Source organism: Anaerostipes sp. Marseille-Q3525 (genome assembly GCF_018223505.1).
Classification (GTDB): domain Bacteria; phylum Bacillota; class Clostridia; order Lachnospirales; family Lachnospiraceae; genus Anaerostipes; species Anaerostipes amylophilus.
This window is the reverse complement of sequence record NZ_JAGTTT010000002.1, coordinates 51,045-74,767: the sequence shown is the minus strand read 5'-3', so window position 1 is coordinate 74,767 and position 23,723 is coordinate 51,045. Positions and strand designations below refer to the sequence as shown.

26 protein-coding genes and 1 tRNA gene are annotated in these 23,723 nt (G+C 36.4%); 6 read left to right on the top strand and 21 right to left on the bottom strand.

All coding sequences use genetic code 11. The features are described from left to right. Positions 1–4 precede the first annotated feature (4 nt). On the top strand, positions 5–925 hold the full coding sequence (locus KE503_RS01605) for a CPBP family intramembrane glutamic endopeptidase (RefSeq protein WP_070097199.1): 921 nt from the start codon (positions 5–7) through the stop codon (positions 923–925). A 36-nt stretch (positions 926–961) separates the two neighbouring features. Here KE503_RS01605 and KE503_RS01600 read toward each other — a convergent pair whose 3' ends face one another. From KE503_RS01600 to KE503_RS01590, 3 genes are all read right to left on the bottom strand, one after another. Then, positions 962–1,726 (bottom strand): glycoside hydrolase family 25 protein, encoded by a 765-nt coding sequence (locus KE503_RS01600; protein ID WP_022374381.1) that lies wholly within the window; start codon positions 1,724–1,726, stop codon positions 962–964. A 30-nt stretch (positions 1,727–1,756) separates the two neighbouring features. Beyond that, positions 1,757–2,461 (bottom strand): class B sortase, encoded by a 705-nt coding sequence (gene srtB, locus KE503_RS01595; RefSeq protein ID WP_212384344.1) that lies wholly within the window; start codon positions 2,459–2,461, stop codon positions 1,757–1,759. A gap of 114 nt (positions 2,462–2,575) precedes the next feature. Beyond that, positions 2,576–2,824 (bottom strand): transcriptional repressor, encoded by a 249-nt coding sequence (locus KE503_RS01590; RefSeq protein ID WP_022374383.1) that lies wholly within the window; start codon positions 2,822–2,824, stop codon positions 2,576–2,578. Between the two features lie 322 nt (positions 2,825–3,146). Between KE503_RS01590 and KE503_RS01585 the strand changes: the two genes are divergently transcribed. Next, positions 3,147–3,545, top strand: a complete 399-nt coding sequence (locus KE503_RS01585) for a metal-dependent transcriptional regulator (RefSeq protein ID WP_212384343.1) — start codon at positions 3,147–3,149, stop codon at positions 3,543–3,545. A 57-nt stretch (positions 3,546–3,602) separates the two neighbouring features. Here KE503_RS01585 and KE503_RS01580 read toward each other — a convergent pair whose 3' ends face one another. The 14 genes from KE503_RS01580 to KE503_RS01515 all read right to left on the bottom strand — a co-directional run bounded on the left by KE503_RS01580 (position 3,603) and on the right by KE503_RS01515 (position 15,700). Next, positions 3,603–3,965, bottom strand: a complete 363-nt coding sequence (locus tag KE503_RS01580; protein ID WP_055196271.1) for a heavy-metal-associated domain-containing protein — start codon at positions 3,963–3,965, stop codon at positions 3,603–3,605. A gap of 143 nt (positions 3,966–4,108) precedes the next feature. Beyond that, on the bottom strand, positions 4,109–4,282 hold the full coding sequence (locus tag KE503_RS01575; RefSeq protein WP_008394058.1) for a FeoB-associated Cys-rich membrane protein: 174 nt from the start codon (positions 4,280–4,282) through the stop codon (positions 4,109–4,111). Positions 4,283–4,381: 99 nt separating this feature from the next. Then, positions 4,382–6,568 carry a ferrous iron transport protein B gene (gene feoB / locus KE503_RS01570; protein WP_212384342.1) on the bottom strand — a complete coding sequence of 729 codons (2,187 nt, stop codon included), beginning with the start codon at positions 6,566–6,568 and terminating at the stop codon, positions 4,382–4,384. Positions 6,569–6,669: 101 nt separating this feature from the next. Further along, positions 6,670–6,894 carry a FeoA family protein gene (locus tag KE503_RS01565; RefSeq protein WP_212384341.1) on the bottom strand — a complete coding sequence of 75 codons (225 nt, stop codon included), beginning with the start codon at positions 6,892–6,894 and terminating at the stop codon, positions 6,670–6,672. Between the two features lie 111 nt (positions 6,895–7,005). After that, the gene (locus KE503_RS01560) at positions 7,006–7,215 is read right to left on the bottom strand and encodes a FeoA family protein (protein ID WP_008394054.1); all 210 of its coding nucleotides are present in this window, start codon (positions 7,213–7,215) and stop codon (positions 7,006–7,008) included. Positions 7,216–7,346: 131 nt separating this feature from the next. Next, positions 7,347–7,634 (bottom strand): DUF2325 domain-containing protein, encoded by a 288-nt coding sequence (locus KE503_RS01555; RefSeq protein WP_015530679.1) that lies wholly within the window; start codon positions 7,632–7,634, stop codon positions 7,347–7,349. Between the two features lie 101 nt (positions 7,635–7,735). Further along, on the bottom strand, positions 7,736–8,167 hold the full coding sequence (locus tag KE503_RS01550; RefSeq protein WP_212384340.1) for a flavodoxin: 432 nt from the start codon (positions 8,165–8,167) through the stop codon (positions 7,736–7,738). A gap of 54 nt (positions 8,168–8,221) precedes the next feature. Next, on the bottom strand, positions 8,222–8,833 hold the full coding sequence (locus KE503_RS01545) for a DUF3793 family protein (RefSeq protein WP_212384339.1): 612 nt from the start codon (positions 8,831–8,833) through the stop codon (positions 8,222–8,224). A gap of 165 nt (positions 8,834–8,998) precedes the next feature. Then, entirely contained in the window at positions 8,999–10,732 is a 1,734-nt protein-coding gene (gene dnaK / locus KE503_RS01540; RefSeq protein ID WP_022374934.1) for a molecular chaperone DnaK, read from the bottom strand. 49 nt (positions 10,733–10,781) lie between these two features. Continuing rightward, entirely contained in the window at positions 10,782–11,549 is a 768-nt protein-coding gene (locus tag KE503_RS01535) for a J domain-containing protein (RefSeq protein ID WP_212384338.1), read from the bottom strand. After that, complete coding sequence (locus tag KE503_RS01530) at positions 11,542–12,387, bottom strand: DUF5685 family protein (protein ID WP_022374936.1); 846 nt, start codon at positions 12,385–12,387, stop codon at positions 11,542–11,544. The genes KE503_RS01535 and KE503_RS01530 overlap by 8 nt, the downstream gene beginning before the upstream one ends. Before the next feature lies 1 nt (position 12,388). Beyond that, positions 12,389–12,814, bottom strand: coding sequence for a hypothetical protein (locus KE503_RS01525; protein ID WP_212384337.1), 426 nt, complete (start codon positions 12,812–12,814; stop codon positions 12,389–12,391). A gap of 152 nt (positions 12,815–12,966) precedes the next feature. Further along, complete coding sequence (locus KE503_RS01520) at positions 12,967–14,913, bottom strand: penicillin-binding transpeptidase domain-containing protein (RefSeq protein ID WP_212384336.1); 1,947 nt, start codon at positions 14,911–14,913, stop codon at positions 12,967–12,969. Then, entirely contained in the window at positions 14,903–15,700 is a 798-nt protein-coding gene (locus KE503_RS01515) for a carbon-nitrogen hydrolase family protein (RefSeq protein WP_055196278.1), read from the bottom strand. Before KE503_RS01515 ends, KE503_RS01520 begins: the two co-directional genes overlap by 11 nt. Positions 15,701–15,897: 197 nt before the next feature. Between KE503_RS01515 and KE503_RS01510 the strand changes: the two genes are divergently transcribed. Together KE503_RS01510 and KE503_RS01505 are read left to right on the top strand one after the other, a co-directional pair. Beyond that, positions 15,898–15,970 (top strand) — tRNA-Lys (locus KE503_RS01510). A 169-nt stretch (positions 15,971–16,139) separates the two neighbouring features. Then, entirely contained in the window at positions 16,140–17,312 is a 1,173-nt protein-coding gene (locus KE503_RS01505) for an AI-2E family transporter (RefSeq protein WP_212384335.1), read from the top strand. Positions 17,313–17,364: 52 nt separating this feature from the next. Here KE503_RS01505 and KE503_RS01500 read toward each other — a convergent pair whose 3' ends face one another. From KE503_RS01500 to trmB, 3 genes are all read right to left on the bottom strand, one after another. Then, positions 17,365–19,152 (bottom strand): ABC-F family ATP-binding cassette domain-containing protein, encoded by a 1,788-nt coding sequence (locus KE503_RS01500; RefSeq protein ID WP_212384334.1) that lies wholly within the window; start codon positions 19,150–19,152, stop codon positions 17,365–17,367. Between the two features lie 4 nt (positions 19,153–19,156). Then, positions 19,157–19,474 carry a thioredoxin gene (trxA, locus tag KE503_RS01495; RefSeq protein ID WP_055196456.1) on the bottom strand — a complete coding sequence of 106 codons (318 nt, stop codon included), beginning with the start codon at positions 19,472–19,474 and terminating at the stop codon, positions 19,157–19,159. 182 nt (positions 19,475–19,656) lie between these two features. Then, positions 19,657–20,301, bottom strand: a complete 645-nt coding sequence (trmB, locus tag KE503_RS01490; protein ID WP_055196280.1) for a tRNA (guanosine(46)-N7)-methyltransferase TrmB — start codon at positions 20,299–20,301, stop codon at positions 19,657–19,659. Positions 20,302–20,421: 120 nt separating this feature from the next. On the opposite strand from trmB, the gene KE503_RS01485 reads away from it, so the two are divergent. Together KE503_RS01485 and KE503_RS01480 are read left to right on the top strand one after the other, a co-directional pair. Continuing rightward, positions 20,422–20,871 carry a CYTH domain-containing protein gene (locus KE503_RS01485; protein WP_081019860.1) on the top strand — a complete coding sequence of 150 codons (450 nt, stop codon included), beginning with the start codon at positions 20,422–20,424 and terminating at the stop codon, positions 20,869–20,871. A gap of 559 nt (positions 20,872–21,430) precedes the next feature. Further along, positions 21,431–21,931: a CarD family transcriptional regulator gene (locus KE503_RS01480; protein WP_212384333.1), complete on the top strand. Its 501-nt coding sequence runs from the start codon at positions 21,431–21,433 to the stop codon at positions 21,929–21,931. 56 nt (positions 21,932–21,987) lie between these two features. Here the strand turns inward: KE503_RS01480 and KE503_RS01475 are convergent, their stop codons facing one another. Beyond that, positions 21,988–23,661 (bottom strand): AAA family ATPase, encoded by a 1,674-nt coding sequence (locus tag KE503_RS01475; protein ID WP_212384332.1) that lies wholly within the window; start codon positions 23,659–23,661, stop codon positions 21,988–21,990. Between the last annotated feature and the right edge of the window lie 62 nt (positions 23,662–23,723).

The window sequence follows — 23,723 nt, the reverse complement described above, 5'->3', positions numbered from 1 at the left end:
CTCTATGAACTATATAAAATCAGCTGGTTTTTTCAGCATTTTTTATGTAATCCTGTATTTCGGTCTTTCCATAGGATTGAGATTTTTTATTACAGACAGTGATCTGTTTACTGGATTATTTTATGTTGTTTTACTGGCTGCTACCTTGATCTATCTTAAGATCTGTGGCGATGATATTAAAACAACCTTACGGATTCATCCGATTCATATTGGATCGTTTTTTCTTATCATACTTCTAGCATTTACGATCCGTCCGGTTGCCGGATTCATTACACTGATCGCAAATTTATTTTTTAAAGATATGACAACAACAACGATGACTCAAAAGGTAATGCAAAATCTTTCATTATCTATCCTTACGACAGCATTTCTTCCAGGACTTGTAGAAGAGACGATCTTTCGTGGCGTTGTTTATTCCAGAGTCCGCAAGGCTAATCCGATCAAAGGAATTTTGCTAAGTGCTTTGTTCTTTGGAATTGCCCATATGAACTTTCAACAGTTTTGTTATGCTTTTTTTCTTGGAATCGTCTTTGGCTTCCTGATCGAAGCCTCTGATTCCATCCTATCTTCTATGACTGCTCATATGGTTTTTAATGGATCATCACTATTATTGACTTATCTGCTATCAAAAACCGATATCTTTAATACAGCTGCCAACACGGCTTCTGGCAATGTCTCAAGCACAGATCTTACAACGATCATTGCCTCCATTCCAATGGCTCTGATCGGACTTGTATTAAGTATTCTGCTGATCATTGCAATCGCTTATTTAAATGGCCGCCTTGGATATATGAAAACATGGTTTTATAAACAATACCGTGCTTCATGGCCAAAAGAGAAATCCGCTGGTTTTTCTTTTTTTGCCGCAGTTGGTGTTTGTTTTCTATTTTCTATTTTAATGGAAATTTCTGCTCATATTATATGACATCAAAAAAGAACTCCTTTAGCTAAAAGGGGTTCTTTATTTTTTTACATTCTTAACCAGATAATAATTAAGATCACAATATCCAGCACTCGTATTTGCTCCTGAAACAGAGGCTTTACTTGTATACTGCCACATATCATAGCGGAAAGGTACAGACGGTCTGTTTGCCTTTGTATAATGTGCTACCCATATTTTATACGACTTGATCTTATGATATTCAAAAAATCTTTTTAACGCTGAGGCTCCTGAATATACCATTGGTTCATATCCTGCATCTTTCAGTGCATCACAAAATGTTGTTGTGATTGCCGTGACATTACTTCTACCTGTCTGAAATGTTGCCTCTTCTTCAATATCGAATGCAACTGGAAGATCCAGATCTTCTGGAGTAATTCCCTGCTCTTTTAAAAGGCTTAGACAATGCTTTGCTTCTTTCTTCGCATCCTGTGTTGTCTTCGCATAAGAATAATAATAAATACCTCTGTGGATTGATGCATACCCTGCATTGCGAAAATTAGTACTGAATCTACTGTCCTTGCTTCCTTTTTTATTCTGATCGATTCCAGAGCCAATCTTTAACATTGCATGATTGATCTTCTGATCCTTTACTTTCTTCCAATTTACTGTTCCGTTATAAGATGAGACATCGATCACCTTGATCTTTCCACGATCTATATATGTTTCTATTGGTAATCCGATCGTCTGAACAATCCATAGGAACACAATTGCAAATAATATCAGAACCGCTGAAATAGCTTTTAATTCTCTTTTATTCTTCTTGGTTAGTTTCATTTTCTTCATCTTATGCCTGACACTTTCTAAATATATTTACTATTCTTCTGCAGCATGTACATAAGTCCTGTTGTCTTCCCCCTCATAGCTGCATGTCACAAATGTATAAATATGGCTGTCATTGATCCTGGATGTCTTGATCGTTTGTTCGCTCATACTTTCAATCTTCTTTATATATGCTTTCTTTTGTTTGTCATTTGCAAATGTAACCGGAATCTTATTCTGGGCTTTCTGTGCATACGCACTGATCACCTTCAAATGTATTGTCCTGTCTGGCGTAAATATCATGATCTCATTATGTTTTTTCAAAAAAGATTTCTCTCTGAATTTGAGAAGCTGTGCAAACATCGTCCCATTCTTCATATGATGTCCATAGATAATATTATTGTCTGAAGTAAAATCTTTCTTGCAGTTGTTATCTAAAAAAACAGTTCCTGAACTGCTTTTCTTCTTATTAAAATCCTGATGTAGATATTCCTCATTATCCTTTCCCTGAACGATCGGATAATCAATCGTCGTGCCCCTGATATAAATCCAGCCTGCAATATCCTGATTTTGTGATTTCAGCTTCTTAAAATCAATCTTTCGCTTATTCTTTGATATCTTAACATTTTCCTTTGCAATCTTGCTGTATGTATCTTTTGCTTTCTTATACGATCTGTAATATCCATACAGTTTCCATGTACTGATGCAAAATATAAAAATACATATGATAAGAAGTATATTATTTATCATTCTTTTCATAATACTTTTCTCCTCTTTGTTTTTTCATACTCTTACTATAACAGAAAAAGTATTTGATTTCATTGAATGAAACCAAATACTTTCTTAATTTTTCTATAAATTATTAAATTTTAATTAAAGCTCTATTTCATCTTTAACACGAAATACACATCTTCTCTCGATGACTCCAATCTCTTCTAATGTTGTCATCATGCGGTATACAGTTGCCATTCCAATGGAGGGATCTCGTTTGACTGCTTCGTAATAAATCTCTTTACAGCACTCCCAGTCTCCATTCAGGATGACATCTAAAAGAATCTTTCGCTGTTGTGTGATTCTCTTACCACTCTGTTGTAGTGCTCTTTCTACTTGCTCTTGACACATCCTGTTTTCCACCTTGTCTTACTATTGTATGCATAAATGCGGGATAAAGTCTATGGCATGACACTTTATCTCGCATTCATACTACATAAATGATTATACTATATAAAGGTCGTCTTGATGAGTTAGTCTCATCTAATTACATATATAAGGTTAGCATTGTCTAACTGTTTTGTCAATACTTTTTATCAACTTTTCTTGTTTTTTTGCGGTATTTTTTTCTCATGTGCTTCCATTGAAAAGCCATCTTGTTTATGTTAGAATAATAACTAAAATAAACATATCTTCTTAATCAGAGATATAATATTAGTAAGGAGGAATCTTTTTGAAAATACAAGAATCCGCTGAAAATTATTTGGAAGCAATTTTAATTTTGAAACAAAACAAAGGGTCTGTAAGATCCATTGATATTGCTCATTATTTAAACTTCTCTAAACCGAGTGTCAGCATTGCCATGAAGAATCTTCGTAATTCTGAACTGATCACTGTTGATTCTGATGGATTTATTTCTTTGACTGATGCCGGACATGAGATCGCTGAAACTATTTTTGAGCGTCATACCGTTTTATCTAACATGCTTATAAACCTTGGGGTTCCTGCTGATATTGCAGCAGAAGATGCCTGTCGTATGGAACATGTGATCAGTCCTGAAAGTTTTCGTGCAATTAAAGATCATCTAAATTCTCAGACCCACATTGATGCACTAAGCAGTCAGGATAAATAATTTAAAATGAAAGCACTTTTTATTTCTTTACAGATTTCAAAAGTGCTTTTTTACTGTCTATGAAAGTGATACGACTTTATATCCTGCTTCTTCTACTGCATTTCTAAGCTCAATATTACTTAATTCACGATCGTATGAAATGATTGCTTCGTTATCTTTTAAAGATACTTTTGCAGAAGCTCCAGGAACTTTATTGATCGCATTTGTCACATTGTTAACACAATGCTCACAAGTCATGCCTTTGATCTTCATGATCTTTGTTCCCATCACAGGACCATCTAAATGTTTCTCTTTTGCTTTCTTTATACTTCCTGATCCACCGCCACAGCAAGGACTTTCTCCCTGCATATGTTTCTTTGTCTGTTTGAGTGCAAAAACTGCAATGACAATAAGGATCAGTACAATAATAATATCTGCCATTTTATGTTATCCCCTTTTTATTATTTATTTAGTAATTTACGGATCAGTTTATAAAGCTGGTATCCGATCACCCCGATAAGATATAATCCAATAAAGATTGCAAATGCATAAAACATAGAACCTGTTGAATTTCCCATTGCTGATTACCTTCCTTTTTTCTTGACTGATGAATCCTTCACCTGAAAACTGCTGCATCCTGAGCAGCCTGCACAGTTGCCTCCACATCCGCCTTGTTTCTTCTTCTGCACCTGTTTATAAATAACAAATGCACAATATGCAATGATCAATAACAATATGATAATACTTACTGGATTCATAATCGTCCCTCCTTTATATCATATCTTTTTTATATGAAATTCTATAAGCAAGAAGCCGGATGTTTACACATCCAGCCCCTCTATTATATACCATTTTGACTACGCCTGAACAGATCTCTTTGAATATACCTTCTGATCTTTATATGGATCTGGTCTGAATAGCAGGAATAACATTACAAGCAATAATACGATACCTACTGCTGTTCCTACTGTAAATGCTCCACCTGTTGCAAATGTACCGATCTGATATACGATCAGCGTTACAACATAAGCAAAAATATTCTGGAAAAGAATCGCAAACCAGAACCATTTTCTAGACTGCATTTCTTTTGCCATTGTAGAGATTGCTGCTAAACATGGAGAGTCTAACAGGTTAAACAGTAAGAATGAAAATGCTGCTACAGCACTTGGGAACCAAGTTCTTACTGCTTCTGCTACTGTGACAGCATCTTCTGATGCATCTCCAGTTACGTTTGCAAGTACACCCATTGTTGTTACGATAGACTCTTTTGCTGAGAATCCTGATAAAGAAGCTGCAACAGCTTTCCAGTTGTCAAATCCAAGTGGTGCAAAGATTGGTGCGATCGCTCCACCGATAACTGCTAATAAACTGTTTCCTGGATCTTCAACAGCTCCGAATGAACCATTGACGAATCCATATCCACCTAAGAACCACATAACAACACAAGCTAAGAACAGGATTGTTCCGGCTTTGATGATGAATCCTTTTAATCTTTCCCATACATGAAGTAATACTGTCTTAGCAGATGGGATATGATACTGTGGAAGTTCCATTACGAATGGAGCTGGTTTTCCAGAGAATGGTTTTGTCTTCTTTAAGATGATTGCTGCAACTAATACGGCTACGATACCAATGAAGTACATACATGGTGCCATTAATCCACCTGCTTTATAACTTCCTGTTGCATAACTTGTCATAACACCACCCATCATAGCGATAACTGGAAGTTTCGCTCCACATGGAATGAATGTTGCTGTCATAATTGTCAGTCGTCTATCGTTGTCTTGTTCGATCGTCTTAGATGCCATGATACCAGGGATTCCACATCCTGAAGAAATCAGTAATGGAATGAAGGATTTACCTGATAATCCGAAGTGGCGGAATACACGGTCCATTACGAACGCAATACGTACCATATATCCACAGTCTTCTAAGATAGACAGGAATAAGAATAAGATCGCCATCTGAGGAACGAATCCAAGGACAGCTCCTAAACCACCAATGATACCATTAACGATCAGATCCTGAATTGTTGCACTTGCACCGATTCCTGCTAAGAAATTCTGTGCTGCTGGCTGGATCATCTCAGCTACAAATGTATCATTTGTCCAATCTGTTACTAATGTACCGATCGTTGTTACAGAAATATAATATACAACAAACATGATCGCAATAAAGATTGGAATACCTAAGATACGGTTTGTCACGATACGGTCAATCTTATCAGAGATCGTTAACTTTTCTCCGCTCTTCTTCACTGTAGTAGAAACGATCTTCTGAATGAACTGATAACGTCCATCTGTTACGATACTTTCCATATCATCGTCTTCGGCTTTTTCAATCTTTGTTCTGTTATCTTCTATAACTTTTGCACCATTTCCTGAAAGTGCTACGCTTTCTGCTACTTTGCTGTCATTTTCCAGGAATTTTACTGCATACCATCTTCTCTTATCTTCAGAAATAGATGATGGAAGTACATTTTTAACTTCTGCGATCGCTGCTTCTAAATCTTTAGGAAAGATCTCTTTTGGAAGATCTACGGTATTCTTCTTCGCAACTTTGATCGCTTCTTCTACTACTTCGTCAAGACCTTTTCCTTTTAATGCGGATGTCTCAACGATTGGACAGTTTAATAACATAGAAAGACGTTCCACATCAATTTTGATTCCACGTTTTTCTAATAAGTCTGCCATATTCAAAGCGATGACAACTGGTACACCAGTTTCGATCAGCTGTGTTGTCAGATATAAGTTTCTTTCGATATTTGTTGCATCAACTAAGTCGATGATAACATCTGGATCTTCATTTAATAAGAAGTCTCGGCTGACTACTTCTTCTAATGTGTATGGTGAAAGAGAATAGATACCAGGAAGGTCAGTGATCGTGATGTCTTCCCCTTTTCTCTTTCCTTTTAATTTACCTTCTTTTTTTTCTACGGTAACACCTGGCCAGTTACCAACATACTGGTTAGCTCCTGTCAGGGCGTTGAACATGGTAGTTTTACCACAGTTCGGGTTACCCGCAAGTGCGATATTAATAGCCATTTCTTTTTACCTCCCTAGGGGAATTACTTCCCTCTTAAATAATAGCTTTTCTCGATATTAGATATTACTAACTTTTATTAGATACTACTAACTCTTATGTATTAAGCTTCTTTAACTAATACACACTGAGCATCATTCTTTCTTACAGAAAGTTCGTATCCTCTGACCGTAATTTCAACAGGATCTCCTAGAGGTGCTACTTTACGAATAAATAATTCACTTCCTTTTGTGATTCCCATATCCATAATACGACGTTTGTAAGCACTGTCACCTTCAATCTTAGCAACTACAACTGTGCTTCCAACTGCTGCGTCTCCTAAAGTCATGGTCATATCTCCTTTCTTCTCAATATTTCATTGTCTTCAAATCTATCAAGCATCTATCAAATAAACCGCTACATGGCAATTTATTCCCATAAATGCAATATAACAAACATATTAAACCATAATATGTCTAGCCATATCCTTATTAATAGCAACTCTGGAGTCTTTAATGTTCACAATGACATTTCCTCCGATTGCTGATAATACAGTTACTTCTGCTCCCTGTACAAAACCAAGATTTGCTAAAAATCTTCTCGTTTCTTCACTTCCACCGATTCTCTGAATTGTACATGTTTCTCCAATTCCAACCATAATCAAAGGCATAATATCTTCCCCTTTTTCTCTATTATTGTTAGTTGTAACTATCTTTTGTTAGTGTAAACTAATTTTCTTTTACAATTTGTTAGTATATTCTAACTTCAAAATACTGTCAAGGGGTTTTTATGTTTTTCTACTTATGCAATTTCACAACGTTGCTCTAAAATTTCTGTTAATGCAGCCTGACTGCTTGAGTGACTTCTTACTACTTCAATATTTTTATTCTTTGCTTCACTGACAGCACAACGTACCATTTTGTGTGAAACTGTGTTCGTAAATAATACGACTAAATCCGGATTCCCAATTTTCTTATTCAGACATGATGGCATCTGTGTAAATATCTTTGCCTTGCAGTTATGCTTCTTACAGATTGTTTCATACTGACGTACCATGCGGTCATGTCCTCCAATAATTACAATACTCATTTTGTATTTCCTCCTTCTAGATATTCTCTTGCTGTTTTTAATACAGCCGGACATATGATCCATACGCCCGGCTGTTTATTTTCTTATTCTTTATTTATAAATTAAATTGCTGCCAGCTGTTTACCCATGGCTTTTAATTCGTCCTGAGCATCAGCATCTGGAGCTTCCTGACAGATTGCGTCTTCTCCGCCAACAACAGTTGCTCCTGCTCCTTCCATCTGCTCTACCCAGTTTCTCATCCATTCTCCGTCTCCCCATCCGTAAGATCCGAATAATCCGATTGTTTTTCCTGAAGCGAATCCGCAGACTTCTTCAACAAATGGTTCCATTGTTGATTCTTCTAACTGTTCAACTCCCATAGATGGGCATCCAAGTGCAAATGCTTTTGCATCTTTTAAATCTGCTGCGCTGATATCGTCTACAGAAACAACTTTTGCCTCAGCTCCGCCTTCTTTGATTCCCTCTGCAACATATTCTGCCATCTCTGCTGTGTTTCCTGTTCCTGTCCAAAATGCAACGATTACTTCGCTCATGACTTATCCTCCTAATGATTGTCTTTCTTTTTTGTTTAAGTGTTTTATTTTTAGTTAAGCATACCTAGGTACCTGATAATTTGTGTACATGTCGACGAGTTCTTTAAAACTCTTTCCGTATTCCACAAGTTTGACCATCTGGAAACGAACTTTATCATAAACTTCAAAGACCTTTTTCGTCTGTGAAAGATTGTCGTAAACCTTCCAGTAGCTACAATATAAACAATTTTGTCCGTGATTTTTGATAAATCCGATCACATCACATAATGGATATCCGAGAATCAAGCCAAGCTCATGTGGAAAATCCGCCTGCCCTGCTTTATAAAGCCTGTAACGATTCTTAAGTGTATAAAGGATATTTTGAATCTGAAAGGATGAATAGCCGCAGTGTTTTAAAAATCTTTGATTTTCTGGATCCATCAGATACTGGTTGACCTGCTGTTCACGATACAGCAGCCAGAGACATTTTCCATTCCCTGAATAGATCAGTCCACATTTGATCTCACTTCCCGCAAGTGACTGAATCAATTCTTTTGAATCAATATAGTCGAGAGTTACTGCATTGGATGGCTTTAATCCCGCAAGCACAGGTGCACAGTGCATCGCCATCTGCATCTGCATACATTTTTTCCATTTTACCTGACTTAATTCTACTTGATATCTCATCGGTTCCTCCTTAGGTTAGTCTTAACTAACTATCTGCATCATACACCCTTATGATGCATTTGTCTATAGTAAAAAATGAGAAGATTTATCACTACATTCCTTTGTAGTCATTAATCTTCCCATCTTTGTATTTTTTATTCTGTTTATTTTTTATTCTGTTTTGAATTATCCGATCAGTTGATCTAAACGATCATATGCTTCTTTGATCGCTCTTCCTTGTTCTTCTGTAATATTCTGTGGTTTGATCCGCTTCATAGAATGTTTCAAGTCGCTGATCGCTGATTTTAATTCTGATTTCTGTTCTCTTGATAATTCTTTTTTATGCTGGGCTAAATATGCTTCTCCTTTGTACAACATATTTTGCCCTTCATTATAACTTTCGATCGCGTCACGTTTTTCCTGATCTTCTGATTCATACGCTTTTGCATCTTCCATAGCTCGTTCAATATCTTTATCAGACATATTAGAACTTGCTGTGATCGTGATCGATTGTTCTTTACCTGTTGCAAGATCTTTCGCTGATACATTCAGAATTCCGTTTACGTCAATATCAAATGTTACTTCAATCTGTGGAACTCCTCGCATGGCTCTCTTGATTCCTTTTAATTTAAAGGTTCCAAGTACCTGATTATCTCTTGCCATGGCACGTTCTCCCTGCAAAACCTTAATTTCTACAGTTGTCTGAAAGTTCATTGCTGTTGTAAATATCTGGCTGTATCTTGTCGGGATCGTAGAATTTCGCTCGATCAGTCTTGTAGCAACTCCACCTGCTGTCTCTATGGATAAAGAAAGTGGTGTGACATCCATTAATAAGATTTCATTTAATCCAGCTTCTCCTGCGATCTTTCCACCCTGGATCGCTGCTCCTAAGGCTACGCACTCATCTGGATTCATGTTCTTGCTCGGCTCTTTTCCAGTTAGCTGTCTGACTTTCTCAGATACTGCTGGCATTCTTGTTGAGCCACCAACTAAAAGCACCATATGCAGCTCATTTGTACTGATTCCTGCATCCGATAATGCCTGATGAACTGGCCCTGCTGTCTGTTCGATCAGATCTGCTGTCAACTCTTCAAATTTAGCACGTGTTAACGTAATATCCATATGTTTTGGGCCATCATTGCCTACAGCGATAAATGGAAGGTTTACCTGTACTGTCATAGAAGATGAAAGTTCTTTTTTGGCCTTCTCTGCTTCTTCTTTGACTCTTTGCATTGCTGTCTGATCTTTGGACAGATCGATTCCTTCTGTTTTCTTAAATTCCCCGATCAGATAATTCATCACTCTCTGGTCAAAATCATCTCCACCCAGATGATTATTTCCTGCGGTTGCCAATACTTCAACTACACCGTCTCCGATTTCGATCACTGATACGTCGAACGTTCCTCCACCCAGGTCATAAACCATGATCTTTTGGGATACAGATTTATCAAGGCCATAGGCTAATGCTGCAGATGTTGGTTCATTGATAATACGTTCTACCTGAAGTCCCGCGATCTTTCCGGCATTCTTAGTTGCCTGTCTTTGTGCATCACTAAAATAAGCCGGAACTGTGATCACAGCTTTTGTTACTTCTTCCCCTAAATAGCTTTCTGCATCTTTCTTAAGCTTTGTTAATATCATTGCTGAAATCTCTTCTGGCGTATATTTCTTTCCATCGATCTTCACCTTTCGGTCAGTTCCCATCTGACGTTTTACAGATGCTACCGTGCGGCTTACATTGGTTACTGCCTGGCGTTTAGCTGGATCTCCGACTAAACGTTCTCCATTCTTTGAAAATGCAACGATCGATGGAGTTGTTCTTCCACCTTCTGCATTCGGAATAACAACTGGTACGCCGCCTTCCATTACGGCAACACAGGAGTTTGTTGTTCCTAAATCTATTCCGATAATCTTACTCATTGTTTCTTTCCTCCTAATTTATGCTGATCTATTTATCGGTCTATAAGGATCAGCACCAGTATCTGCCACCAAAACAACAGTTACACATCAGATTCAGCATACAGATCTTCATACACCAGTCTCCACCTGTAGAGTATGGATTCTGATAGGTGCTTTGTCGCTGCTGATACCAGGAACCATTTCCTTCTAACTGATTTAATAACATCTGATATTCATAGTTGTTTGGTTCCATGGAAACTGCCTGTCTGGCATGTTCCATGGCAGTCACGTTATTTCCAAGCCCTTGGTTTGCTGCTGCACTGTAATAATACCATCTGGCATTTCTTCTTGCTGGTTCCATTCCATCTAAGACATTTCTTGCCTCTTGATAATATCCATTCCTTACATAGTTACCTGCTGCTCTTAAATGAGTATCTTTTTCATATCCGGTTGTTGACTGTTGCTGCTGCCCACCGCCATTTGTATAATATCCACCAAAATTGCCAAAAATATCTTCAAACGGGTTCCATTCTCCATAAGGATTTCCCTGTTGGTTTCCATATGGATTCCCTTGGCCTCCATAAGGATTTCCCTGACTTTGATAGCCACCACTCTGACCTTGATAACCTCCATAAGAACTCTGGCTGTATCCGCTTGTTTTTTCTTTCATTACCTGCTGATACGCCTGCTGGATCTGTTTAAATTTCTCTTCTGCCGCTTTGGGATTATCAAGATTTGCATCTGGATGATATTTCCTACTCAGCCTTTTATATGCTTTTTTTATTTCTTCTTCCGAAGCACCTCTTTGCACTCCTAGAATTTCATATGGATCAGACATTGTTTTCTTCCTTTTCTTTTTCTCTTTTCTCTCGCACCTGTTCGTATCGGTACCATACTCCGGAATATAAGACATTTCTTAAAATATCAATATCATCGATCAATGGCAGTTGTTCAAATGTCTTAGAACATTCTGCCATCATCATTGTCAGAATCTTATGGATGATATCTTCAAATTCCGGTTTCTTATATAATTGTTTCAGTGGATTGTAATTGTGATTCTTAAGATCATCTTCAATATCTTCGTATGCATCCATCAGATAAATAAATTTGCCAAGGAAAAATCCAAATCTTGACAATAATTCTTTCCATTCATCATCTTGATACAGCATAATCTCTGCCATGATCTGTCCAAACATTCCAGACATCTGATCGATATCCTGATTATCTTTTTGTTCCTCTTTTGAAAGTTCATCTAACAAATGACTAATCTTTTTCCACTTTTCTCTATAAAAATTTCTGGAAAATCCACTCTTGTGATATAAGATCTTCTCTAGTACAAGTTGTTTTAACTTACGGTCATCATTCCAATCATCTTTACATTTGTAATAAGTCAGAAGAATATTCATATGTGCAACATAATCAGTAATATCATTGACTCTTGTATCATGTTTCTGAAATGGATGTGTGATGCAACGTTCCTTGCTTCTTGTCGTTTCTGGTTCATAAAGACTTGTTAATACCATCAAAACAAAAGTCATATCATAAGATAATGTGATCTGGCCAAACTTTCCATAATGTTGTTTTAGTTTCTTGCACAAACCACAGTAATATCCGTGATAAACATCAAATTCACGAAATTTCATCTCTGGTTTATTGACAATGATATAGCCAAACATCTTAACTCCTCTTTATAAATGTTGTACGACACTTTGGACAACGCACTTCAATCTTTCCTTTTCCTCTAGGAATCCTGATCTTCTGTCCACATCCTGGGCACTTGTAGATATGATAATTCTTCATCTGCTGTGCATTATATTTTCTGTTACTCCAGAAACCACGCATATTGGATGTCTTGTTTAAAAACCATCGATTTTCTTCAGATCGCTTATAAATATTTCTGGAAAACATTCTGATATAGCAATAGATCAATAATGCTAATGCGATCCAATAAAAAATACGGCTTAATGAAACAACGCCGCCAAATATGATTCTTCCTGTAAATAGTGATAGTACGAATGCTGCTAAAATGATCTTCATCAAAAAGCGGTTCAGATCGTCATTTCCGTATCTTCCCTGCATAAACTGATTTAATTTATCTCTCATAGACGTTCTCCTTCTTTGATATCTGTTCTATTATAGATATCACATTTAAGTATAATGGTAATTATACGCAAACCACGTGAGAATAGCAATGAAATAGTTGTAAAGAAATTATAAAATAAAATTTATAATTGAAGTGAATGCCTGCAGTGATCTCACTGCAGGTATTCTTCTAGGATCTTCTTTGTTTTATTGACCACATATCCACTTCCGCCTCGTTTTTTTACATCTTCTGTCATGGATACCAGTTCCAGGGATTCTTTATATTCTGTCTTTGGCATGATCGTTACAAACCATCCAAGTTCTGTTCCCTTCGTGTCTGTCTGCGACTGCTTGATCTCTGCAGTTCCGGTCTTACCTTTTAGATCAATACCATCGATCTGTGCAGCATGTCCCGTTCCATTTGGATTGCTGATCACTTGTTTCATTGCATCATTGACTGTTTTTACTGCATCATTTGAAAATACATGTTCTTTTAATACTTGCTTTTTACTGCCTTTTTGTTTGATCAGATATGGTTTTAGCATATTTCCTTTATTTGAAAATGCTGTATAGATCGTTGCCATATGTACTGGATTGACCATCATCTCTCCCTGCCCATATCCACTGTCTGCCAGCTGGATCTCTGACGTAAATCCTTCATTTCCATAAGATGATGCTGTTAGTCCGAATGTAAAATCCAAGTTTTTTTCAAACAAAAGATTATCAAACTGGTCTTTTAAAGTGTCTTTTCCAATCTTTAATGCTGCTTTCGCAAAATAAATATTGTCTGAATAGATCAACGCATTCCTTACATTGTGCCCACTATAGTCGTGCAAAGTCGTCACATAATATCCACCCCAGCTTTTATTCTTCTGCCAGCGTTTTCCACTATTGCCAAAGTCATCGAATGCACTGAATTTATTCTGGCTTAATCCGATCGCTGCAATGATCGGTTTTAAAGATGACCCTGGGGCAAAGATTCCTTTGAAACGATTCTGCATAGGATGTCTTGGATCATTATTGATCTTATTCCATTTCTCCGGTGTCATTCCAAGGATAAATGCCTGCGCATCATAAGAAGGCGTGCTTACCAATGCTTTCACTTCTCCCGTTGTCGGATTCATTGCTACATGTGCACTCTTATCCTTTTTATATTGTTCATAAATGGATTTCTGAAGCTTACTGTCGATCGTTGTATTTAAACTTTGTCCATCAATCTGAGCTTTCACTGCCAGTAACTGCTTTTTCTGTCCATTGGCATCTACTATATATATCTCTAAACCATCTGTTCCACTGAGCTGCTTATTATAAAGCTTTTCAAGTCCTGCTTTTCCTTCCCCATTCTGCAGATATCCTACCAGATGGGCTGCGGATTCACCTAATGGATAGATTCTTCCTGTCTCTGTCGATATAATGATTCCTTTGACATCTAACAGATCACTGGAATATTCTTTTAATTTTACCAATGGAACAAAAGAATCTTTTGTTACCCATTTTTGTTCCAGCTTTTTTTGAATTTCTTCTTTGGAAATTCCAAGTTTCTTCGAAGCAAGTTTTACAGAATCAGAATCCATTTTTTTTGGCACAAACCCTACTGAATAGATCTTTCCCTGTATAGCAAGTGCATTCCCACTAGCATCTTTTATCGTTCCTCGTTTCGCATGTAGCGTCTTGACCCTTACTTTATCTTCCGCACCAAGTTGTGGAAAGATGACAGAATCATCCCATTCCATACGGTATCTTCTTCTTTCTTTTACAAAGATTGTTTTGTTATTATAAGATATAACTCCCGCATTTGTCCTCATTTTGACACGATAAGTAACGGTTGTTTCTCTCTTCTTGGACGTTACCACTGCTTCAAGTGTTTTCATTCCAATACCCTGATATATATTTTTATTCCTTTTTATAAATTCTTTCTTTGAAATTCCTTTTTGACTGTCTTTATCCAGAAGATCATACATCTTATCATATTCTCCATCTTCTGCATACGACATATATTTTAATAAAGTTTCTCCTGGATTCATTGCGATATTATTCTTATAAAATAATACAGCCCCCGCCCCAGCGAGCACTAGTGCAAATCCAATTGCTATATTTTTTACTATATTTTTACCATTCATATAGGTCCCGTCTCCTGTTTTCAAATACAGGATTTGCCTTTCTTACTATCTTGATCTGTTCTAGATCAATTGCAGCAAAAAGAAGTTCTTCTCGTTCCACTCCTTGATACAACCGATCACCATCTGGCCCAAATCCGGTGCTTCTTCCCATATAATGTTTTTCACTGTAATGGCAGCATCCAAGTACATACATTTCATTTTCAATAGCTCTTGCACGAAGAAGACTTTCCCATTGTATAAATTTATTCTCTCCCTTTACCCATGCTGATGGATAGATCATGACCTGTGTTCCTTTTAGTGCTTCATATCTTGCTGCTTCTGGAAATCTAAGATCATAACAGATTCCAAGTCCGAGCATGCCAATTGGTGTCTGTACTGGTTCAAAGAATCGATCTCCTTCTATTGTATCTCTCGATTCTTGCCACTTATATGCATTAAACAAATGTGTCTTATGATAATGTGCGATCAATTGTCCATTCTCATTGATCACTGCCATCGTATTATAATTCTTTGTTTCATCCACAGTTTTTTCATTCATTCCAAAAATGATCCACATCTTATATTCTTTCGCGAAAACTTTCATCTGTGATACGAAATCTCCGTGGAGTGTCTGTGCCTTTTCTATATATTTATGGTCCGCATCCGGATAATAATTCATAAAATATTCTGGAAATACGATCATTTTTGCTTTTTCTGCTTTGGCTCTCTTTATAAATTGTTCTGCTTTTCGAAGATTTTCACTCCAGTTTCCTGAAGAGGTTGTCTGTGCGATTGCAATTTTCTCCATAATGATCGATCCCCTTTCCAATCTTTAGGATACCATATTTCGTGCTTTTTTTGTACTTTTAATCACTTTGTTTAAATTACTTTAAAGATTTTATAAAATTTTTTTAAAAAAAATGAAAATAATGCTTGCATTTCTTAAAACATTCGTATATAATAAATCTTGCGTTAAGGAAGCGCAATAAAAACTTCATAAGATATGCGTGATTAGCTCAGTTGGTAGAGCACCTGACTCTTAATCAGGGTGTCGAGGGTTCGAACCCCTCATCGCGTACTAAAGCACTGTTTTTGGTTGATATAGGTAGCCGGGGATGGTGTTTTTCTTTATGTAAATCTTTTCTTGTAACTATTCTAAGAAACGTCTATAATAAATATTACTACCCTATAAATAATACAACGCACATTTTGAATATATTGTATTTTACAATCTTAAGGAGCAGCTAATGGCAAATAATCACAAATTTGAATCAAATAAAAAATATTTTACAATTTCCATTTATACGACTGTTGTAATTCTGATCGGATGTATCATCTTCCGTTTTGTGACACAATGGTCTACAACTAGTAAATTTATTTCCCAACTATGGGGAATCTTATTTCCATTTTTTATGGGGTTTCTGATCGCCTATATTCTAAACCCAGTTGTTTCATTCTTTCAGAGAAATGTATCTGCAAGAATTTTAAAAAGCAAACCTGACAAACAACGTGGACTTGCTATTTTGATCAGTTATCTTGTTATGGTCGGTTGTATCATTGTCTGCCTTCGATTTATCATTCCACAGTTATATGACAGTATCCGTGAATTATCTTTGATGATCCCTGATATTTATAACTCCATCATGTCGATGTTTGAGCAATATCGTGAAAACAGTACCGATATATTTCCTGACCAGATTGCTGATATGATCGAGACGAAAACTTTACCAAAGCTGTTTGAACTGACGAATAATCTTTTAACAAATATTGTTCCTATGCTTTATGAAGCTTCCATGTCATTTGCAAAGGGATTATTTAATTTATTTATTGCATTTATTGTTTCTATTTATATGACCATTGATAAATTTATTTTAAAATATGCTGGTAAAAGAATTGTTCTTGCAATCTTTAATGAAAACTTCTCTTATCGTGTATTACGCACTTTAAAAGATTGTCACAATATTTTTTCTGGATTTATTATTGGAAAATCCATTGATTCTCTGATCATTGGTTTGCTTGCTTTTGTTGCAATGACAATATTAAAACTCCCATATACAGTGCTAATCAGTGTTATTATCGGAATTACAAATATGATTCCTTATTTTGGTCCGATCATTGGTGCTGTTCCAGGGGCATTTATTTTATTTATCGTAAGTCCGATGAAATGTCTGATCTTTATCATTATGGTCTTTGTTTTACAGCAGTTTGACGGATTGATCCTTGGGCCTAAGATTCTTGGAGAATCCACGGGCGTACGTCCATTGTTGATCTTATTTTCTATTACAGTTGGCGGTGCTTATTTTGGTCCTTTGGGAATGTTCCTTGGAGTTCCGTTCTTTGCGACGGTTCAATTCTTGATCAAGAACTGGGTAGATTATCGATTGTATAAAAAGAAGATCAAAATAAAAAAAGAAGAGTAAAAGAAGAGGATTGCCTTATCTGATATTTTGTAAGTCAATCCTCTTTTATTTGTCATTGATTTGCTATCTGTTCTGCCAGATCATTTAAATATACCCAACGATCCATTTTCTCATCTAATTCCGCTTGTGCAGATTCTTTCTGCTCCGTCAGTTCTGCTAACTTTCCAGAATTCGTTGCATTTTCCATGATCTCTTCGTCTAACTGCTCTAACTTCTCTTCCAGTTTGGCGATATCATCATCGATCGTTTCAAATTCTTTTTGTTCTTTGTATGTAAATTTAAGCTTCTTTTGATGTTCTTTCTGGAATTTCTTTCCGTTGTTTTCTTTTTTCGCTGGTTTGCTTTTTTCTGGTTTGGCTGCAGGTTTTACTTTTTCAAGATAATCTGTATATCCACCTTCGTATTGTTTTAAATGTCCGCCTTCTTCAAATGCAAAGATACGGTTTACAATACGATCAAGGAAATAGCGATCATGGGATACCGTGATTACGATTCCTGCGAAGGTATCCAGATAATCCTCAAGGATCGTTAATGTCTGGATATCAAGGTCATTGGTCGGCTCATCAAGGATCAGAACATTCGGTGCTTCCATCAGTACTTTTAATAAATAGAGTCGTCTCTGTTCTCCACCTGAAAGTTTATCCAGCGGTGTGTACTGAAGTTCTGGTGGAAACAGGAAGCGATCTAACATCTGGGATGCACTTGCCTGCCCTTTTGTTGTCTGGATGTATTCTGCAACATTTTTAATATAATCAATGACACGGATATCTCCTGTCATATCTTCATTCTCCTGTGCAAAATATCCAATCTTTACAGTGTCTCCGATCGTGATATTTCCTTCATCTGGCTTTAAAATCCCCATGATCATCTTCATTAACGTTGATTTTCCACATCCATTTGGTCCGATAAATCCGATTCGATCATCTCTTAGGAAAATATAAGAGAAATCGTTGATCAGATGTTTATTACCGAATCCTTTGGAAATGTGTTCTAACTCGATCGTTGTCTTTCCAAGACGGCTGCTTATGGAATCCATTTCGACATTTTGCTGCATGGAGGGACCTTTGGCATTCTTAAGTTCCTCAAAACGTTCGGTTCTTGCTCTCTGTCTTGTTCCTCTTGCCTTGATTCCCTGCTTCATCCATTCCATTTCCACACGGAGTAAACTCTGACGTTTGCGTTCTGTCGCTAATTCCATCTCTTCACGCTGGACTTTTAATTCTACAAATCCTGAATAGTTTGTGTCATATTCGTAAAGCTTTCCTTTATCGATCTCTACGATCTTATTTGTGACGCGGTCTAAGAAATAGCGGTCATGAGTTACCATGATCAATACGCCGCGGAAGCTGTTTAAGAATTCTTCCAACCACAAAACCATATCGTTATCCAAGTGGTTGGTCGGCTCATCAAGGATCAGGACTTCTGTCGGATCTACTAAAGTTCTTGCAAGTGCAACTCTCTTCTTCTGACCTCCGGATAAATGATCGCATCCTTCGTCAAAATCATAGATTCCAAGTTTTGTAAGAATTGTCTTTGCTTCACTCTCTGTCTTCCAGTCCTGATGTTCTTTTCCATCCATCACATATTCCAAAATACTTTGTTTCTTCGGGAATTCTGGATTCTGCGGAAGATAGGATACACGGATTCCATTTCCACAGATGATCTGGCCTTTGTCTGGCTCATTGATCTTGGCGATAATTTTTAATAATGTAGTCTTTCCTGTACCATTGACCCCGATCACACCAATCTTATCACCACTGTGGATTCCAAGAGATACGTCATCAAAAATAACTTTCTCTCCATAAATTTTGCTGATATGTTCAATATTTAATATATTCATCGTACTACTTTGCCTGACCGATCGCTTCAACTAATTCTTCTTTAGATACTGCACCGATCAGTTTTTTAACTACCTCTCCATCTTTGATCACTAAAAATGTTGGAACTGACATGATCTTGTACTGTGCCACGATATCCACATTCTGATCGATATCAAGCTTTCCAACCTTTACAGATCCTTTATATTCTTCGGCAAGCTGTGCAACGACTGGAGCCATCATCTTGCAAGGTCCACACCATGTTGCAAACATATCAACTAAGACTGGTACATCACTTTTTAATACTTCTTCTTCAAAATTTTCACTTGTAAATGTATATTCCATAATCATTCACCTATCCTTTGCTATTTATTTAAACATCGTTTTGCTTCTTCTAATGATTCATAAAATCTGCAGATCCATCGGTTTATACATGGATGCAAATATAAAAATAACTGGATCTTGCATCGAAACTTTCCTTGTTTCATGATTATATTACCACTTTTTGTTTATTTTATGCAATCCTTTTACTTTGCATGACGATATGCTACTAAACGGCAGATTGGATTTCCTTTGGCGGAGAATTTCTCTTCATATTCTGTCATGACATTTCCTTCATTATATTCACTATGATGAAGATCATATGTGTGATTTTCTAAGATCCATCCTGCTTCTTCTACCTGTTCTAAGGAGAAGTCAAACAAATCTTTATTGTCTGTCTTAAACATGACTCTTCCTTCTGGTGTCAAAATGTTATTGTATCGTTCTAAAAATCTTGTGGATGTCAGTCTTCTCTTTGCATGTCGGTCTTTTGGCCATGGATCGGAGAAGTTTAAGTAGATTCTGTCTACTTCATCTTTATCAAAAACTTCTTCAATATTCTCTGCATCCATACGGATCAGGCGAAGATTGTTCTGTTCAAAGTCTTCTAATTTCTCTACGGCTCTTACTAGCACGCTAGAATATTTCTCAATTCCGATATAGTTGATCTCTGGATTTCTTTTTGCCATTTCTATGATAAACTGTCCTTTTCCCATTCCTACTTCGATGTGGATTGGATGATCATTTCCAAATACCTCTGCCCATTTTCCTTTCTTCTGTTCTGGCTCTTGGATGGAAAACTGGTTTTCAATAATTGTTTCTCTCGCTCCTGGTACATTTCTTAAACGCATTTATATTCATCTCCTTTGTCTTTTTTCTCGAATCTTTGTTGATTATATCATAGACGATGGGTATAATAAAGAAAAAGTATGAGGCCTTAAGAGGCTTAGGATTTGCACTTCAAGGAGGAAATGCTCATGGAAATCGAAAGAAAATTTATCGTCCACAACTTACCTGATAATCTGGATTCTTATCCACACTCTGAGATTGAGCAGGGCTATCTTTGCATGGAACCTGTCATTCGTATCCGCAGGATGAATAAGCAGTATTTCTTAACTTTTAAGAGTAAGGGATTGATGGCTAGAACCGAACATGAATTTCCACTTGATAAGGCAGCTTATGAACACCTGCTTCCAAAGGTGGATGGGATTTTAATTTCCAAGACTCGTTATAAGATTCCGGATGAACATGGATTTATTATTGAACTGGATGTCTTTCATGGAGAGTATGAGGGACTTGTAATGGCCGAGGTGGAATTCCCTAGTGAGGAAGTTGCTGTGGAATATGAGGGGCCTGAATGGTTTGATGATGAGGTTACGTTTGATTCTCGGTATCAGAATAATAATTTGGCGAATAAATAATTGTTGGCCATAGGCTGTCGATGTATGTAGATAAACAATAAAATAACACCTTCCGTGAAACACGAATTTTATGACGGATTTTTTACAAGCCGCTGATTCGCCGGCTTTCCTTGCAAAACTCGCTTCGCTCAAACATTGCACCAAGCACGGCTGCGAGCTTGTAAAAAATCCTATAAAATTCTATCGTTTCACGGAAGGTGTTATTTTATTGTTTATCTACATACACTGAAGGGTATTGGTGGAAACTGTGTATTATTCACTATATTTGTTATTATAATATTTATTGTCATGTAAAATTCATGATAAAATTTACTTACAAAATTTTTCGAAAAATGATAAAATAGTCATATAAACCGAGTACGATTTACATGAAAAAAAGACTGTTTCATTCGAATGTTACCGAGTGAAGCAGTCTTTTTTCTGTCAGATTTACTTTAGTTTCTTTAGAATTATAAATTGGAGGTAAAGTGATATGAAACGAATTCAGAAAGCAGTACAATAATTCTCCTGTTGGGGATTATCTGAATCAAGTTTAAATCTTATAAAGGACTCAATCGTTATGTACAAAAAAGGTGATTATGTCGTAAAAATTCCTGAAGGTATTTGTGAAATTGAAGATGTTGGATGTCTTGATATGTCTGGAGTGAATAAAGATAAAGAATATTATGCATTAGCTCCGGTCAATCAAAAAGGATCTAAGATATATATTCCTGTAGATACCGTTCATGGTCGAATCCGAAATATTATCAGTAAAGAGGATGCCATAGCATTTATAAAATCTATGCCGGATATTGATGAAAAAGATATTCAAAATGAGAAAATGCGTGAACAGGAATATAAGGCCGTAATATTAAGCGGTGATAATGAAAAGATTGCAGCTATTCTAAAATTAATATATATCCGCAAACAGGAACGTGCCGAACAAGGTAAAAAGCTTTCTTCTACCGATGAAAGATATTTTAAATTAGCTGAATATATGCTTTTTTCCGAGCTTTCGTTTGTGCTGAATGTTCCGAGAGAACATATGGAGCAGTACATTGCGGATATGATTGAGGCATAAATAATTTTATTATAAAAAAGACACTTTTGATCAAGTTTCAAAAGTGTCCTTTTTTATCATTTATCTACCATGACTTTACATCGTTTCTTATAGCAGGCAATTCCGTAGTTTAATATTGTTTCGTATCCTTCTTCTTCTAATTTCTGATCGTAGTGTTTTTCTTTGATCTGTTTTAGTGCCTTTTCGCATGCTTTATCTAGCATTTTGATGTTTTCTGCGTATTTTACTTCTATGATGATTCCTGTTCGGGCTTGTTCTGCTTCAATCATGATATCGCTGTATCCGTCTCCACTTTCTGTGTTGGAGGTAATGTACCAGTCTGGATCATAGCTTAGTAAGCCTAGTAAAACTCCATGGTAGAAGTTTTCTTTTTTGGTTGTGAAGGTGTCTCGGATACTGATGGTTTTCATTAAATAATCGTTCAGTTGTTGTTCAATTGCTTCTGCATTTCCTTCTTCGAATGCTATGCAGAAATCTTTTAAGCGGTTTTCGTCTTTTCTTGTGGTTTCTTTGAACCATTCTTGAATCTGTTCGATAAAGATCTGTCGGATGGATTCATTTGGAATTATCAAGGAGTATGTTCTTCCTTGTGGTTTTCCTTGTTGTGTGAGGTAGCCTGTTGCGAAAAGTACGCTCCAGAGGTTTTCGATCGTGCTGTCTAATTCGTTGTATGTTAGTTCTAATCTGATTTCTTTCTGGATTGCTTTTCCTTCAATTAATTGTTCAATTTCTCTTCTTGTCTGCTGATTTGCTTTTTCGATAAATCGTTTTACGATATAGTTTCCGCTTGTATTGATCCAGTATGGCTGTGGTGTTGCGTCTGGTTCTACTTTTAATGCTCGGCAGTGATTGATCACATCCCATGGGCAGTAGATATCTGTATTTCCAAAGCGGTAACCGTCATACCATTTCTTTGTTTGTTCGAAAGCTTCTGGTACTTTGTAATATTGTAATATTTCTTTTACTTCTTTGTCTGTAAATCCAAAGTACTCATCAAAATATTGGTCTGTGATGGAAAAGATATTGAAGTTGTTTAGTCCTGTAAAAATACTTTCTCTAGCAATTCTTAGGCAGCCTGTTAATACTGCCATGTATAGATTATCATTTGTTTTTAATGATTGTTCTAACATATTTCGGAGCAATATGATCATTTCATTATAGTAGTTATTCTCGAATGCCTTGTCTAATGGGACATCATATTCGTCGATCAATATGATAACTTTTTTTCCGTAATATTCTTTTAAAATAGAAGATAAAATCCACAGTGCTGTCATTAACTCTGTATCTTTCATATTATCTGACATTAATGGGTTCATCTGTTCTTTTTGTTTTTCGTTTAACTTATCTTCTGACATTCGATCGTATAATCGTCTGGATTCTGCTGCCACGATATATTTCATCAGTTTTTTTGCATCTTCATAATTTCCTGCTTTCGCTCCTTTTAATGAAACTGAGATTACTGGAAATTTTTCCTGATATTGATCGCATAATTCTTTGTCCTTTGAAATTTCAAGGCCTTCAAAAATCGCCTGATCATTTCCTATTTCAAAAAAATATTTTAACATACTCATATTTAAGGATTTTCCGAATCTTCTTGGTCTTGTGAATAGATTGACTAAACCATGTTCATTTAGTAATTGTTTTATCAATCCTGTTTTATCTACATAGTAATAGTTTTCTTTTATCATATCTTCGAAGTTTTCAATTCCGATCGGAAGTTTCTTTTGCATGAGGTTCCCTCCTTTCCATATTTTATCTTACCTTTTGTTCATATTTTACTATCTGGTTATTT